Consider the following 14,628-nt stretch of genomic DNA (forward strand, 5'->3'; position numbering starts at 1 on the left):
GCGTGCGCATCCCCGCGTCACGGCCAAGCCGTGCGGTCCGGCACGGCACCGGTCCGACGGGCGCTTGGCCCGGGATTAGATCTCCGTCCCGACCGCCAGGGCGAAGTCCGGCCGGTAGGTCGTCCCCTCCACGGGGTTCGAGACCCAGCGGCAGCGCCCGACCGTCCTATCGTTGCCGGCGTGGAAATGCCCGGAGATCCACGCATCCGGGCGTTCGGCATCGGCGAGGTCGTCGAGCGCCGTGGAGGCGTAGAAGGCCGGCACCCACCAGGGGACGCCGGGTTCGCCCCGGTAAGCATCCGCCGCGAGCGGACTCGCTGGGTGATGGGTCACCACCACGGTCGGGCCGTCATGCGGTGACCGGAGCGCCGCGTGCAGCGCCGCCCGCTCGGTCTGGTGCTCGGCCATCGCATCCGCAGGCTGCCAGGGGCTGCCGTCGGCCTTCCGGATCGAGCCGAGATATTCCCGCGAGCCGGTGACGGGGTCAGTCATGCGCGCGGCTGCGTAGGCGACAGGATCCTCCGGGCGCCCCGGCGTCTCGGCATCGAGCCAGCGGCCGGCGAGGGACCAGTCGCTCCACAGGGTCGTGCCGACGAAGCGCACCCCGTCGATGATGCAGGCCTGCGCCCGCTGGAGCAGATGGATCCGGGCGCCGAGGCCGTTCAGGCGCTCGACCTCCGCCTCGAGGGCCGCCAGCAAGTCCGGTGCAGTGCGCCCGTCGCCGGTCGGGGCGTAGCGCTCGTGGTTTCCGGGGACCAGCACGATGGGCCGACCCTGCGCGAGGTGCAGCAGGCCCGCCAAGCCGCGCTCGGGGTGCCCCTCGTAGAGATCGCCCGGGCAGGCGAGCAGGTCGAACGGCTCGCTCGGCGGCGCGATCAGGTCGAGGCGCCGCCGTTCGAGGTGGAGGTCCGAGATCGGGAAGATGCGCATGGGGGTTACCGGGCCGCCCGGCGTTCGGCCGCGGCGGCCTTGAGGATGTCGGCGGCGGAATCGGCGTTGAGGATGGCGATGCCCGCTGCCACCACAAGATCCGGCCAGGGCGAGGGATAGAGGGCCGTCACCAGCCCGGCCGCGATGATCGCGACGTTGGCGAAGGCGTCGTTGCGCGCCGAGAGATAGGCCGCCCGCGTCAGGCTGCCCGAGCCGGTCCGGTGCCGGGCGAGCATGAGGGCACAGGTCAGGTTCACGGCGAGCGCCCCGAGGCCGGCGAGCGTCAGCGGCAGGGCGGCCGGGGCCACGAAATCCGAGACCTTGCCGTAGGCCGCCCAGGCGCCCGCCAGCGCCGGCAGGAGCAGGATGCCCGCCATGGCGGTGCCGAGCCGGGCGCGGTTGCGCGCGCTCCAGCCGAGGCCGGCGAAGATCAGCAGGTTGATCGCCGCATCCTCCAGGAAATCGAGGCTGTCGGCGATCAGCGCCACCGAGCCGATGGCGAGCGCCACCGCGATCTCGATCCCGAAATAGCCGAGGTTCAGCGCCGCCACGCGGGCAACGACGGGGCGGAGGGCGGGCGGCGCGGGCCCGGCGGCATCATCGGCGATCACGGGGGGCGTCTTCGCCGGTCCGGGGGCGCCTGTCGAGGGCTGTTGAGAAAACCCTGTCGGCGCCTCAAGAAAGTTCGACGCTCTTACGCCTTCGTCCGGGTGGATTCGGCCCCGCGATCGTGCGAGGCCAGCAGCAGGGCCGGGCGCGCAAGGCGTCACAGGCCGGAAGCGGAGGTCTGCCGAGTCATGCTGCCCGAATTGCGCGTGCTCTATTTCGAGGATCTCGAGGTCGGGCTGTCGGAGACCCTGTCGAAGACCATCGCGTCTTCGGACGTGGTGGGCTTCGCCGAGATCACCGGCGACCGCAACCCGATCCACCTGTCCGAACACTTCGCCGCGCGCACGCCCTTCGGCACCCGCATCGCCCACGGCCTCTACACCGCCGGGCTGATCTCGGCGGTGCTCGGCACCCGCCTCCCGGGGCCTGGGGCGGTCTACATCTCGCAGACCCTCAACTTCCGCGCGCCGGTGCGGATCGGCGACGTCGTGGAGGTCACCGTGACGGTCGCCGAACTGATGCCCGAGCGGCGGCGGGCGCGGCTCGCCTGCCAATGCTCGGTGGCGGGGGAGACCGTCCTCGACGGCGAGGCGCTGGTGAAGGTGCCGACCAGGGCCGAGGCCGACCCGCTCGCCAGCCGCACCGAGCGCCAGCAGGGCTGAGGTGAATTCCGTCCCGGAGACGGTCACCGACCCGGACGACCCGCGCCTCGAACCCTATACCCGGATGCGCGAGCGCGACCTCGTGGGCCGCGCCGGGCGCTTCATCGCCGAGGGCGAGGTGACCCTGCGGCTGCTGCTCGGCCCGCGCAGCCGCTTCCGCGCCGAGTCGATCCTGCTCCTGCCGGAACGGTGGCCGGGCCTCGCCGCAACCATTGCCGCCTGCCCGGCGCCACCGCCGGTCTTCCTCGCCACCCGCGCCGTGATGAGCGCCGTGGCGGGCTTCCCGATCCACCGCGGCGTGCTGGCGGTCGGCCTGCGCGGACCGGAGCTGGACGCGGCGGCGCTGGTACCGCCGGCGCCCGCACCGGCCCTGGTGCTCGCGCTCGCGGGCTTGACCAACCACGACAATGTCGGCGCCGCCTTCCGCAACGCCGCCGCCTTCGGGGCGGATGGAGTTCTGCTCGACGCGGCGAGTTGCGATCCGCTCTACCGCAAGAGCATCCGGGTCTCGGCCGGCGCGGCGCTGATCCAGCCCTTCGCGCGGCTCGCGGCGGACCAGGACTGGCTGCGGTTCTCCGAATCGCTCGACCTCCAGGCGCTGGCGCTCAGCCCGGGCGCAACCGAGACCCTGGAGGACCGCGCCGCACCCGCGCGGGCGCTCCTGATCCTGGGGACGGAGGGGCCCGGCCTCGCCGCGGCGTTCCTCGCCCGGGCGCGGCCAATCCGCATCCCGATGGCGACGGGCTTTGATTCCCTCAACGTCGCCACCGCGGCTGGAATCGCCCTCCACACGATCGCACGCGGCCAGGGACGCCTCGACCGCAGACGATAAGTCCTGAGTGGGGACGGCGCACCCAAGGCCCAGGTTTCACCCCGTTCAGGACGTGGCTCTAATCTTTGGTTGCAAGAGATCGGGCCACACAACCACAGAAGATAGAAATATCAATCCGCCGCCCGAGTTTCTGCGGTCGCATAGAAGGAAACGTAAGATTCCTATGGTCTATCCGGCGCAAGTACCCAAACCCGCCGGGTCGGACCGTGAGATTATCGAGCCATGTCGCGCCCCGTTGGCTGAGGCCGCCGCATCCTGTTGCACGGCTGTTCCGTGAGCGGAGCGGTGCGACGGCGGTCGAGTTCGGCCTCGTTGCGCTGCCCTTCATCGCCCTGATCGGGGCCTGCCTGGAGAATGGCCTGGTCGCCTGGGAGCAGGAGATCCTGCAACAGGCCGTCGTCGAGGCCGGGCGCCAGATCTACACGGGCTCCTTCCAGACAGCGAATTCCGGCACGACTGACCCCGCGACGCTGATCGGCCGGTTCCGGACCGCGCTCTGCACGCAGCCGAGCGGCGCCGCGCGGGTGACGATCTTCACCTGCGCCAACGTCCGCGTCAGCATCACGACGGCCTCCAGCTATGCGGGCGCCACGACGGTCTCCCCCGTCGCCATCAACAGCAGCAACGTCAGCGACTGGAACCCGAAGTTCCAGAGCTACACCTGCGGGGGCGCCTCGGCGATCATGGTGGTTCAGGCCGCCGTGGACGTCCCGGTCTTCTTCCCGTTTCTGGGCGCGGCAACGGCAAACCTGCCCAACAGGCGGCGCGCGCTTCGGGCCGCCACCGTCTTCAAGATCGAACCCTACACCACCCAGTCCGTCTGCTCGTGATGATGGCCCCCGCGACACGTCTGAGACGTTGGATCGGCGACCGGCGCGGCGTCGCGGCCGTGGAGTTCGCCCTCGTCCTTCCGATCCTCATCGTCATCTATTTCGGCACCGTCGAATTGACCCGCATCCTCGATGCGAACCGCAAGCTGACACTGTTCGCACGGACGCTCGGCGACCGTTCGGGGCGCGCGGACAACCCGAAGCCCTCGGCCGCCGACATGGCGGGGATCGCCAGCGCCGCGACCGCGATCCTTCGGCCGCTGGACGCCTCGGGCCTCCAGATCGTCGTCAACGCCATGGGCGTTCTCTCCTACAACGGCGCGTTCTACGGCGGTGTCTGTTCCAGCTGGGCCCAGAACGCGACCCAGCGACCGCCAAAGCAGATCAACGGGACGAACGGCCTACCGGCCACGCCAGCGGCCTATCAGTTCAACGGAGCCCGCTACATCCTGGCGGAGGTCTCGATGGCCTACACGCCGATCATCGGGAGCGCGCTCTACCGCTGGATCTTCGGATCCCAGGGTCTGGTCTTCACGCGACAGATCCCGTGGTCGGAGCGAACCATCAACGAGATCGTCATGCCGGGCGGCATCATCTGCCCGACCTACTGAAGCGCTCTCCGCCGGAATGGCCGCCGGTTCGGCGCAAGAGCGCGTCACACCCCAAAAATTCAGAGTCTTGGCCGATTGCAGGAAGATACCATGTCGCCGTTTCCTGAACGCGCCATCCGCTTCCTCCGCGCGCACGCGCGGCGTTACAGGCGTGCGCGCTCCGGCCAGGTCGCGGTGACCCTCGCCCTCGTGGCGATGCCGATCCTGTTCGCCTCGGCCGCAGCCATCGATTACGGCCGGCGCAACGCCGCGAAGGCCCGGCTCGACGCCGCCCTCGACGGGGCCGTCCTCGCGGTCATGTCCCAGAAGACCAACACCATCACGTCGACCAATCTCCAGAATATGGAGACGCAGTTCCGCACGGAGGCCGCCAAAGTACCCGGTGTGACCGTCACCTCCTTCAATCCTGGGACCCCGATCAACGGAACCTCGACCGTAAGCCTGACGGCGAGCTACACGGCCACCGTGAAGACCAGTCTGGCCTCCATGATGAAGGTCGCCAGCATGAACATCGGCGCGAGCGCGTCCAGTACCCGCAATCTCTTTCAATACATCAACTTTTACCTGCTGCTGGACAATTCCCCGTCGATGGGGCTCGCGGCAACCGATACCGATGTCAACAACATGAAGAACGCGACGCCCGACCGCTGCGCCTTCGCCTGTCACGAACACACCTACGACAGCCAGGGCAATGTAACCGGCGACAACCTGAACGACTATTATCACATCGCCCAGAAGAACAACATCAAGCTGCGTATCCAGGTCCTGCGGGATGCGGTCTCCGCGCTGGTCGATCAGGCCAATGCCAGCATGTCGCTGAGTCAGCAATTCCAGATGGAGATGTGGACCTTCAACGACTCCACGACGCAGACGCGTTTGCAGGCCATGACCCCGACCTTGAGCCAGATCAAAACAGCGGCAGCCAACATCGACATCGCCTACGCGTATTACAATCAGTCCGACAATCAGACCGATTTCGAACGCGCCATCGCGAAGATGAACGCGGCGATCCCAGCCAGCGGCATCGGGACGTCATCCGCATCACCGATCCGGCTCCTGTTCCTCGTGACCGACGGCGTGGAAGATACTGGCGGCACCGTCACGAATCAGAGTGCGGGGTTCCAGATCAGCGGCAATCGCTTCATCGGCCCATTCAGCCCGTCGACCTGCAACGCGTTGAAGAGTAACAACGTCCGTATCGGCATCGTCTACACGCAGTATCTGCCAATCTACGACAATCCCTTCTATAACGCCTATGTCCAACCCTACGAGAACCAGATCGGACCGATGCTGAAAGCCTGCGCGTCGGACGGCCTGTACTTTCCCGTCGCCTCCGGCGGCGATATCACGGCCGCCATGCTCCAGCTCTTCTCGACCGCCGTCGCGTCCGTCCGACTCAGCAATTGATCGCCGGGAGGCCGATCCGTCTCGGGCCCTCCCATACGCGGATGGCCGACGAAACGAGCGACGGGTCGCGCACCCTGGTCCCGCACGCCAGACGGGCACGTATTCACGCACAGGGACTTGATGCTGGCCATCCACGCCGGCTCACGCCGCCCGGGCATCGGCAGCCGGCTTCGGCAGCAGCGCCATGAGCGCCGTCAGCGGCGCGCTCGCCTCTCCGGACCAGACGAGATGCGTGCGATTGCGGCGCAGGCGCTCAGGCAGCGGATGGCGCTGCACCGCATCGCTCAGGACGGCATGGTCGAGCATCTCGCCCGGCACGATCGCCGCTCCGGTGCCGGCCGCCACGCAGGCTACGATGGCGTGGTAGGAATTCATCTCGAGCACCCGCTCGGGCGATGCGCCCTCCCCTGCCAGCCACGCGACGAGGTGGGCGCGATAGGAGCAGCCCTGCGGAAAGGCCACCACGGTCCGCCCGCCCAGCGCGACCGCCTCACGGATCGTCGTCACCCCCTTGCCGGTGATCAGGACCAGTTCCTCGTCGAAGGCGGGGATCGACGAGAGGCTTCGACGCTCGAACGGCTCTGACACGAAGGCGGCCTCGATCTCGAACCGGTCGAGTTGGCGCAGCAGCGCCTGCGTCGTGCCGGTCTGCAACGCGATGGCGACGTCCGGATACCGGGCGTAGAACGCCGACAGGATCGGCGGCAGCCTCGCGCCGGCGGCGCTCTCCAGGGAGCCGAGGCGGAGCACGCCCCGCACGGTCCCGCCGCGCAGATCCCGCTCGGCCTCGTCGGCCATCTGCAGCAGCTTTTCAGCATGGCCGAGCAAAACACGCCCCGCCTCCGTCAGGGTGAGGCTGCGCCCCTGTCGGCGGAACAGCGCGACCCCAAGCCGCTCCTCGAACTGCTTGATCCGAGTCGTCACGTTGGAGGGCACCCGGTGCAGCTGCGCCGCAGCCCGCGTCACCCCGCCTTCCCGCACGACGCAGCGGAAAATGTGCAGGTCGTCCAGGTCGATCATTCTCATTGCGAGAACGATACATCACGAGAATTCATTTTCCAACACGGACCGGTCCGTGTTGAACCGGGCACCATGAAAACGAAGCCTCCCACCGCAGATCCGCAGGGCACGATCCGGCCGATCGTAGCCTCCGGCCTCGTCGCCCTGGCGGCCGCCATGGGGATCGGCCGTTTTGCCTTCACGCCGCTCCTGCCGCTGATGGTGCGCGACGGCTCTTTGAGCCCGGCGACCGGTGCGGCATGGGCGGCGGTGAATTACGGTGGCTATCTTCTCGGTGCCCTGACCGCCTCGCGGTTCGCGGGCGACCCGCGGCGCGGCCTGCTTCTGAGCCTGCTCGGGGTGGCGCTGACGACGCTGGCGACGGCAACGGTCGATGCCGGGACGATCCCGCTGCTCGGCCTCGGACTGCGCGGCGCCGCCGGGGTGTTCAGCGCCTGGGCGCTGGTTTGCGCGAGCGGCTGGTGCCTCGCCGAACTGGCCCGGCGGCAGGCCGGACAGGCGGGGGCCTGGATCTATACGGGCGTCGGGCTCGGCATCGCCCTCGCCGGACTGCTGACGTGGCTTGGGGGACGCCAGCCGGCGCATTGGCTGTGGCTGGAGTTGGGCGTGGTCGCCGGCTCAGGCGCCCTGTTCGTCGGGTCGCAATCCTCCGGGCGATCCGCAGGCGCCGACACGCGGCCGGCCCGTGTCGCCGAACGCGAGGCCGCCTCCGTCGCGCCGCTCTCACGGGGGCGGGAGCTTGCCCTGGTGGTCTGCTATGGAACCTTCGGGTTCGGCTACATCGTCCCGGCGACGTTCCTCCCCACCATGGCCCGGGCGCTGGCCCCCGATCCCCTGGTCTTCGGGCTGACCTGGCCGCTCTTCGGCCTCGCGGCCGCCCTCTCGGTCGCCGCGGTGGCGCGCTTCCTGCCCAACAGGTCCCGCCAGCGGATCTGGGCCCTGGCGCAGGGCGTCATGGCGCTCGGCACCGCCCTGCCCCTGGTCGTCCAGACACTTCCGGCCATCGCCCTGTCGGCGGTTCTCGTGGGCGGAACCTTCATGGTCGCCACCATGGCGGGCCTGCAATTGGCCCGCGAGACGCGCCCCGACAATCCGACGCCGCTGCTGGCGCGCATGACCGCCGCCTTCGCGGCCGGGCAAATCGCCGGCCCGCTGCTGGTGCGTGCCATCGGGTCCGGCCACTGGGGCGGCTGGGATGCACTGGGCTGGACCGGAGCGCTCGCCACGCTCCTGCTGATCCTGACGGCAACGTGGCTGTGGCGGGCGGCGCAGCCCGCGCTCGAGAGCCAGCCGGCCTGACGGGATCTGGGTCGACGGACTCTCTGCGGTAGTCCGATAATCCCGGTATAACCATCTGCGATATTCTGCGCGCGACAAACGGCAGCAATTGCCACGCGCGAAGTCGGGCCTAGCTTGACCATTGTGCTGGCGGGGGATTCGGCAGGGAGTCGGCGGCGTTGCTTCAGTCAGGGAATGGGTTGCGGGCGCTGACCGGACGCCGGGTGGCCGTGGTCGGTGCCGGTCCGGGGGGCTTGGCTTCCGCCCTGCTGCTGGCGCGGGCCGGGATCCACGTCACGCTCTTCGAGAAGGATGCCCAGGTCGGCGGCCGGACCAAGACGGTGTCGGCACCGGGCGGCTACAAGTTCGATATCGGGCCGACCTTCTTCCTGTATCCCCAGATCCTGGCCGATATCTTCGCGAGCTGCGGCGAGCGGCTGGAGGATCACGTCAAGCTCGAACGGCTCGATCCGCAATACCACCTCGTGTTCGAGGGTGAGGACGGGATCTCCGGGACGATCCGGGCGACCGGCGACATCGCCCGGATGGAGCAGGAGATCGCCCGCCTCGCGCCGGACGACGCCAAGAACGTGCAGGCGTTCTTCACCGAGAACCGGACCAAGCTCGAATATTTCAAGCCGATCCTGCAGCAGGCCTTCCACACCCTGCGCAGCCTCGCGAGCCCGGCGATGCTGGCCGCCCTGCCCTATCTGCACCCCGGCCGGAGCGTCAACCGCGACCTCAAGCGCCACTTCGCCGACCCGCGGGTGCGCCTCGCCTTCTCGTTCCAGACCAAGTACCTCGGCATGTCGCCGTTCCGGTGCCCGAGCCTGTTCACGATCCTGTCGTTCCTCGAATACGAGCACGGGGTCTATCACCCCGTGGGCGGCTGCGGCGCGGTCTCGGACGCGATGGCGGGTCTGGCCGGGCGCATGGGCGTCGATCTGCGGCTGAACAGCAACGTCGAGCGGGTACTGTTCGACGGCAAGCGCGCCACCGGCGTGGTGGCGGACGGCGAGACCTTCAACGCCGACGCTGTGCTGATCAATGGCGACTTCGCCAAGGTGGTCCGCGCCCTGGTGCCGGAGCGGCACCGTCCGCGCTGGCGCGACGCCAAGATCCAGAAGGCGCGGCTCTCCTGCTCGACCTTCATGCTCTATCTCGGCATCGAGGGGAAAATGCCCGCGAGCCTGGGGCATCACACGATCCTGCTGGCGGATGGCTACGAGAAGAACATCCGCGAGATCACCGAGGGCACGCTGCCGATGCAGCCCTCGCTCTACGTGCAGCATGCCGGCTACACCGACGGCGGCATGGCCCCCCCCGGCCACACCGCCCTGTACGTGCTCGTGCCGGTGCCGAACCTGAAGGCCGGGATCGATTGGGCCGCAAAGCGCGAGAGCTACCGCGCTTTGGTGCTGGAGCGCCTCAAGCTCCTCGGGATCGAGGATCTCGAATCCCGGATCCGCTACGAGCGGATCATCGACCCGACCCAGTGGGAGGAGGATTTCGCCGTCCACGAGGGCGCCACCTTCAACCTCGCCCACGACCTGATGCAGATGCTGTATTTCCGGCCGCATAACCGCTTCGGGCCAGGACTCTACATCGTGGGCGGCGGCACCCATCCGGGCTCCGGCCTGCCGGTGATCTACGAGGGTGCCCGCATCTCGGCCCGTCTGCTGATCGAGGAACTGGCCGGCGCCCGCGCGGCCGCCTCGGCCGGCATCCCCGAGACCGCGCCGCTCGCCACCTCCGGCGAGGCCTCGTGAGGCGGCCGGGTCGACCGCTTCCTCTCGCCGGGCTCATCCTCGCGGGCGCGCTCTGGACCGCCCTGCCGGCGGCGGCCGCCACCGTGCAGGTCGAGGTCGACGGGATCGAGCCCGGCGGTGGCCCGGTACGCGTCACCCTGTGCCAGGGCGGACTTTCGGAGGCTGCCTGCGCCCGGGGCGACGAAGCGCCGGCTTCAGCGGGCCGGATCCTGTTCACCTTCCAGGGCGTGCCGCCGGGAACCTACGCCGTGGCGGCCTATCAGGACGCGAACGGCAACGGCCGCCTCGACCGCACCGGCCTCGGTCTGCCGCTCGAGCCCTACGGCTTCTCGGGGTCCGTCGGACGCCGCACGCGGCCGGACTTCGCCGAGGCCGCCTTCGGCCTGCGGGAGCCGGGCGGCACCCTGCGGGTCCGCCTCGCCCGCGCGCTGCCCCGGCGCTGACGCGCATGGACCCCCTGGTCCGGCTCGCGGGCGTCGGCCTGGACCTCGGTGGACGGCGGGTTCTGGACCACGTCGACCTCGACCTCGAAGCCGGCGAGACCCTGGCGCTCCTCGGACCGAACGGGGCCGGCAAGTCCTCGCTGATGCGCCTCGTGGCGGGCCGGCTCGGCCCGAGCGTCGGATCCGTGCGAGTGGACGGTGCGGATCCCCACCGGGCGGGCAGCGCCCGCCGCGCCATCGGCTGGGTGCCGCAGGAGATCGCCCTCTACCCGAAGCTGACGGTGGCCGAGAATCTCGGCGTCTTCGGCCAGCTCGCGGGCGTGGCAAGGCGCGACCGGAAGGCGGCCGTGGCCGCCGCGCTCGCGATGGCCGACATCGCCGAGGTCGCCGGGCGCCCGGTGGGAACCCTGTCGGGGGGCTACCGGCGCCGGGTCAACATCGCGGCGAGCCTCATGAATCAGCCGCGCCTCGTCCTGCTCGACGAGCCGACCAGCGGCGTCGACCTCGCCGCCCGGGCGGCGATCCACACCGTCCTCGACCGGCTGAAGGCGGCCGGCACCGCGATCCTGATCGCCACCCACGATTTCGCGGAAGCCGAGCGCTTGGCCTCACAGGTGGCGTTCCTGGCACAGGGGCGGATCGTACGCGCCGGCCGCCTCGCCGACCTGCTGGCGCAACTGCGCGCCGGGGCGCCCGAACGGGAACTGAGCCTCACCGTCCCGGCCGACAGCGCCGCGGCCGCGTCCCTGCGCCGGGCCGGCTTCGCGGCCGCCGAGCCGGGCGGCCTCATCTGGCGCTCGGTGGAGCGTGCCGGCCTCGACGGCGCGGCCCTGCTCGGAGCCCTGCGCGCCCAGGGTGTGCCGGTGGGTGAGGTCCGGGTACGCGCCCCGCGGCTCGAGGCGCTCTACCGCGACGCGCTCCGGCTCCGCGAGGCGAACGATGCCGCGACCGCCACGCTATGGGCGGGGATCGCCGGATGATCGGCGCCGCGTTCCGTGTGATGGCGCTCAGCCTGCTGCGTGATCGCGCCGCCCTGGTCATGGCCTTCGTGCTGCCGACCGTGATCTTTTCGATCTTTGCCGCGATCTTCTCGGGGGCGACCGGTGACCGGATCCGCATCCATCTGGGTCTCGCCGACCTCGCCCACACCGCCGCCACGCAGCGCCTCACCGATGCGCTGGCAGCCGATCCGTCCCTGCGGGTCACGCGCCTGACCGTGACAGACCTCACCGGTGTCGCCGAGGCGGTACGCTCTGGCGAGGTCGACGTGGCGCTGGCTCTGCGGGGTGACCTGATCGCGGCACCCGCCGACGGCGCACCCAGCCCTACCGACCAGCCGGTGGTTCTGGTTGAGAATCCCGCCAAGGCCCTGGCGACGCCGATCGCCCTCGGCCAGCTCCAGCGCGTGCTGAACGCGGCCTTGCCCGACGTGGTGTTGTCGCGGATCGTCGCCGACGTGGAGCGCAGCGGCAAGATCGGCCCGGACGAGCGCCGCTTCCTCGAAGAGGCCTTCGCCGAGCAGCGGGCCAAGAAACAGCCGTTCAGCTTCGCCGACATGGTCGAGCGGCGCAGCACGGCCACCGGCACGGCGAATGCCCGGATCAGCTACTACGCGGGGGCGATCACGGCGGTGTTCCTGCTGTTTGCCGCCATGCAGGGGGCGATGTCGCTGGTCGAGGAGCGCGAGACCGGCCTTGCCGAGCGGCTGATGGCGGGGCCCGGCGGCCTGCCGGTGGTGGTGCTCGGCAAGTTCGGATTCCTGACGCTTCAGGGTGTCGTGCAGGCGGGGCTGATCTTCCTGGCCGCCGGGGTGCTCTACGGCGTGGAAATCGGGCCCCACTGGCCGGCCTTCCTGCTTACCTGCCTGCTGGTCTCCGCCATGGCGGCGGGACTGGCGCTGGCCGCCTGCGCGCTCGCCTCGACGCGCCAGCAGGCACACCTCGCCTCGACCTTCGGGGTGCTGCTGCTCTCGGCGGTGGGCGGATCGATGGTGCCGCGCTTCCTGATGCCCCCCTGGCTGCAGCAGGCAGGCTGGCTGACCCCGAATGCCTGGGCGATCACCGCCTATCAGGATGCGCTGGGCGAGGGTTTCGCGGATGCCGCGCCCGCTTTGGCCGTCCTGGGGGCGCTGGCGCTCGCCGGCCTCGGCCTCGCCCTCGCGCTTGCGGCCCGGCGCACGGCCTGATTGGACCACGCTACTCGATGTAGACGCCGGCCCCGATCAGCGCCTCCGCGCCCGCGACGTGCGTCTCGCAGACATAGCTCCATTTCACGATCGGAACCGACTGTCCCGGTCGCGGAAACATGTAATCGACCCAGCCCGAACCGAACCGGCTGACCGTGTCGATGAAGTCCTGGTGAAACTGCTTCCCATCGGCGTCGCGCTCGTGGAGCAGATCCCGCCCCTCGCGGTTGGGGTGGGACGCGTTGAACAGCACGACCCCCCGCATGTCGACCACGAACAGGTAGACGTCTCCGTAGCGCCACAAGCTGCCCTTGCGGCGGAACTCCACGAAGGCGGCGGGCCCGCGCTCCTCCAGGATATCGGCGGCCTTGTTGACGAGGGTCTCGATCTCCACGGCTTGGTGGGAGACCGGTCGCGACCGATGTCCGAAGGCCGGCAGCGCGACGCCGATCAGCAGCAGCGCGAGCGACATCAACAGGGCTCTCACCATGGCTTCGCCTCACCGAAGCAGCCTGCGGTTTCCAGTCACGCGGCGGATCTCGTCAGGCCCGGGTCTCCAGCGCGGGACCGCTGATCGCGAGGCGCTGACGCAGGGCGGAAAGCCAGTTCCGGCGGGGTGCAACCGGCGGGCTCGCGGCGTTCGGAAGGGCCGCGAAGGCGAGGCGATTGTGATGCAGTTCGATGATCCGGTTGAGGTGCTTCATCGCCGTGAGGCCCTGCGCCGCCATCAGGCGATGACCCTGGCACGCGCCGTTCGCGTTCATGGCAAGAACGGCCGCCTCGGCGCGCGCGATCAACCCCCGAGCTTCCACACAGTAAAGCTCCATCTCCGCGAGATCTGGCATCTCAACCTCCGCGCCGATCGCTTTTGAGTATTCGACCCCAACGAATACGGCCGTGATCGGCAGGGACACATCCTCTGTTTGGGGGGCATCGCGATCCGGTGCTGATCACCTTCCCGTGTGCGCCCTGCGACTGGGATGCGGGGAGCGATTGCCAGATCTCAAAACTCGATACTTCCGTCGACCAAGCCCGAGTCCTGCACCCATCCAGAGGCCTTCACCGAACCGGAGGCGCGACGATCCGCGCTCGCCCTGCGACCAGGGGCGCGCGGACAGCCGTGCCGCGATCGGGCACGGTCCGGTCCCGCTTGACGAAGGAACTTCATGCTCCGCCTGCTCATCGCCGACGGCAACGATCGCGCGGCGCGCGATCGGCACGTCGCGGCCACCGGCCAGACCTCGGCCGAATCCTATGCGTCGGTCGTGCGGGATCTCGCCCCCGGAACAGCCTGCCGGCTCGTCAGCCCGGCCGATGCGGACGCCGCCCTGCCGGCGGGCCTCGACGATTTCGACGGCCTGATCTTCACCGGATCGACCCTCAAGGTTTCCGAGGGCACGCCCGAGGTGACCCGTCAGCTCGATCTGATGCGCGCGGCCCTGGCGGCGGGCCGGCCGGTCTTCGGCTCGTGCTGGGGCGTGCAGGTTGCCGCCACGGTGGCGGGCGGCAAGGCCGGCGAGAATCCCCGCGGCCCCGAATACGGCTTCGCCCGGGCGATCACCCCGACCGAGGAGGGCCGGACGCACCCGCTTCTCGCCGGGCGCCCGGCCAGCTGGGACGCCCCGGCCATCCATTCGGACGCCGTCCTGGAGCCGCCGCCAGGCGCCCGCGTGCTCGCCGGCAACCGTTTGCTCGGCATCCAGGCGATCGAGATCCGGCACGGCGCCGGCTGGTTCTGGGGAACACAGTACCATCCGGAACTCGATCTCGATGAGCTGGCCGCGATGCTGCGTCTGTGCGATTCGGCTGTCGTGGAGGCAGGCCTCGCCGAGGATCCGCACGAAGTGGGAGCCTATGCCGACGAGATCGCTGGGCTCCAGGGGCCGGATCCGGAGGCGGCCCGGCGCCTCGCATGGCGCCATGGGATCGGACCCGAGATCCTGGACGCGACGCTGCGCCGCCGGGAAATCGGTAATTTCCTGGCCCAATTGTCCACAGACGCGGGCTGAGTCGCCCACGCCGCGACCGGGTGGCGCGTTGACCCGCCCGGTC

General features: G+C 69.8%; 16 protein-coding genes. 11 read left to right on the forward strand and 5 right to left on the reverse strand.

Annotation, left to right across the window (positions count from 1 at the left end):
* Positions 1 to 75: 75 nt before the first annotated feature.
* Together MKK88_RS07855 and MKK88_RS07860 are read right to left on the reverse strand one after the other, a co-directional pair.
* Complete coding sequence (locus MKK88_RS07855; protein WP_243998540.1) at positions 76 to 930, reverse strand: metallophosphoesterase; 855 nt, start codon at positions 928 to 930, stop codon at positions 76 to 78.
* A gap of 5 nt (positions 931 to 935) precedes the next feature.
* Positions 936 to 1,541 (reverse strand): cation transporter, encoded by a 606-nt coding sequence (locus MKK88_RS07860; RefSeq protein ID WP_243998542.1) that lies wholly within the window; start codon positions 1,539 to 1,541, stop codon positions 936 to 938.
* A 186-nt stretch (positions 1,542 to 1,727) separates the two neighbouring features.
* Here MKK88_RS07860 and croR point away from each other — a divergent pair, with 186 nt between their 5' ends.
* From croR to MKK88_RS07885, 5 genes are all read left to right on the forward strand, one after another.
* Entirely contained in the window at positions 1,728 to 2,201 is a 474-nt protein-coding gene (croR, locus tag MKK88_RS07865) for a MaoC family dehydratase (protein WP_243998543.1), read from the forward strand.
* 1 nt (position 2,202) lies between these two features.
* The gene (locus MKK88_RS07870) at positions 2,203 to 3,033 is read left to right on the forward strand and encodes a TrmH family RNA methyltransferase (protein ID WP_243998545.1); all 831 of its coding nucleotides are present in this window, start codon (positions 2,203 to 2,205) and stop codon (positions 3,031 to 3,033) included.
* 206 nt (positions 3,034 to 3,239) lie between these two features.
* Entirely contained in the window at positions 3,240 to 3,863 is a 624-nt protein-coding gene (locus MKK88_RS07875; protein ID WP_243998547.1) for a TadE/TadG family type IV pilus assembly protein, read from the forward strand.
* Positions 3,863 to 4,474: a TadE/TadG family type IV pilus assembly protein gene (locus MKK88_RS07880; protein ID WP_243998549.1), complete on the forward strand. Its 612-nt coding sequence runs from the start codon at positions 3,863 to 3,865 to the stop codon at positions 4,472 to 4,474. Before MKK88_RS07875 ends, MKK88_RS07880 begins: the two co-directional genes overlap by 1 nt.
* 75 nt (positions 4,475 to 4,549) lie before the next feature.
* Positions 4,550 to 5,881, forward strand: coding sequence for a TadE/TadG family type IV pilus assembly protein (locus MKK88_RS07885; protein ID WP_243998551.1), 1,332 nt, complete (start codon positions 4,550 to 4,552; stop codon positions 5,879 to 5,881).
* A gap of 141 nt (positions 5,882 to 6,022) precedes the next feature.
* Here the strand turns inward: MKK88_RS07885 and MKK88_RS07890 are convergent, their stop codons facing one another.
* On the reverse strand, positions 6,023 to 6,901 hold the full coding sequence (locus MKK88_RS07890) for a LysR family transcriptional regulator (RefSeq protein ID WP_243998553.1): 879 nt from the start codon (positions 6,899 to 6,901) through the stop codon (positions 6,023 to 6,025).
* Between the two features lie 72 nt (positions 6,902 to 6,973).
* Here MKK88_RS07890 and MKK88_RS07895 point away from each other — a divergent pair, with 72 nt between their 5' ends.
* From MKK88_RS07895 to MKK88_RS07915, 5 genes are all read left to right on the forward strand, one after another.
* Positions 6,974 to 8,200, forward strand: coding sequence for a YbfB/YjiJ family MFS transporter (locus MKK88_RS07895; protein WP_243998555.1), 1,227 nt, complete (start codon positions 6,974 to 6,976; stop codon positions 8,198 to 8,200).
* A 158-nt stretch (positions 8,201 to 8,358) separates the two neighbouring features.
* The gene (crtI, locus tag MKK88_RS07900; protein WP_243998557.1) at positions 8,359 to 9,948 is read left to right on the forward strand and encodes a phytoene desaturase family protein; all 1,590 of its coding nucleotides are present in this window, start codon (positions 8,359 to 8,361) and stop codon (positions 9,946 to 9,948) included.
* A 35-nt stretch (positions 9,949 to 9,983) separates the two neighbouring features.
* Positions 9,984 to 10,391 carry a DUF2141 domain-containing protein gene (locus MKK88_RS07905; protein WP_409566628.1) on the forward strand — a complete coding sequence of 136 codons (408 nt, stop codon included), beginning with the start codon at positions 9,984 to 9,986 and terminating at the stop codon, positions 10,389 to 10,391.
* Positions 10,392 to 10,396: 5 nt separating this feature from the next.
* A complete protein-coding gene (locus MKK88_RS07910) occupies positions 10,397 to 11,371 on the forward strand; it encodes an ABC transporter ATP-binding protein (RefSeq protein ID WP_243998559.1) in 975 nt (324 codons plus the stop codon).
* Positions 11,368 to 12,576: an ABC transporter permease gene (locus MKK88_RS07915; RefSeq protein WP_243998561.1), complete on the forward strand. Its 1,209-nt coding sequence runs from the start codon at positions 11,368 to 11,370 to the stop codon at positions 12,574 to 12,576. The genes MKK88_RS07910 and MKK88_RS07915 overlap by 4 nt, the downstream gene beginning before the upstream one ends.
* Positions 12,577 to 12,586: 10 nt before the next feature.
* On the opposite strand, the gene MKK88_RS07920 is transcribed toward MKK88_RS07915, so the two are convergent.
* A complete protein-coding gene (locus tag MKK88_RS07920) occupies positions 12,587 to 13,066 on the reverse strand; it encodes a cache domain-containing protein (RefSeq protein WP_243998563.1) in 480 nt (159 codons plus the stop codon).
* Between the two features lie 52 nt (positions 13,067 to 13,118).
* Positions 13,119 to 13,490, reverse strand: a complete 372-nt coding sequence (locus MKK88_RS07925) for a hypothetical protein (RefSeq protein WP_243998566.1) — start codon at positions 13,488 to 13,490, stop codon at positions 13,119 to 13,121.
* Between the two features lie 252 nt (positions 13,491 to 13,742).
* On the opposite strand from MKK88_RS07925, the gene MKK88_RS07930 reads away from it, so the two are divergent.
* The gene (locus MKK88_RS07930) at positions 13,743 to 14,585 is read left to right on the forward strand and encodes a type 1 glutamine amidotransferase (RefSeq protein WP_243998567.1); all 843 of its coding nucleotides are present in this window, start codon (positions 13,743 to 13,745) and stop codon (positions 14,583 to 14,585) included.
* The last annotated feature ends 43 nt before the right edge of the window (positions 14,586 to 14,628 follow it).

Origin of the sequence: Methylobacterium sp. E-005 (assembly GCF_022829725.1) — a bacterium.
In the GTDB taxonomy this organism is placed as follows: domain Bacteria; phylum Pseudomonadota; class Alphaproteobacteria; order Rhizobiales; family Beijerinckiaceae; genus Methylobacterium.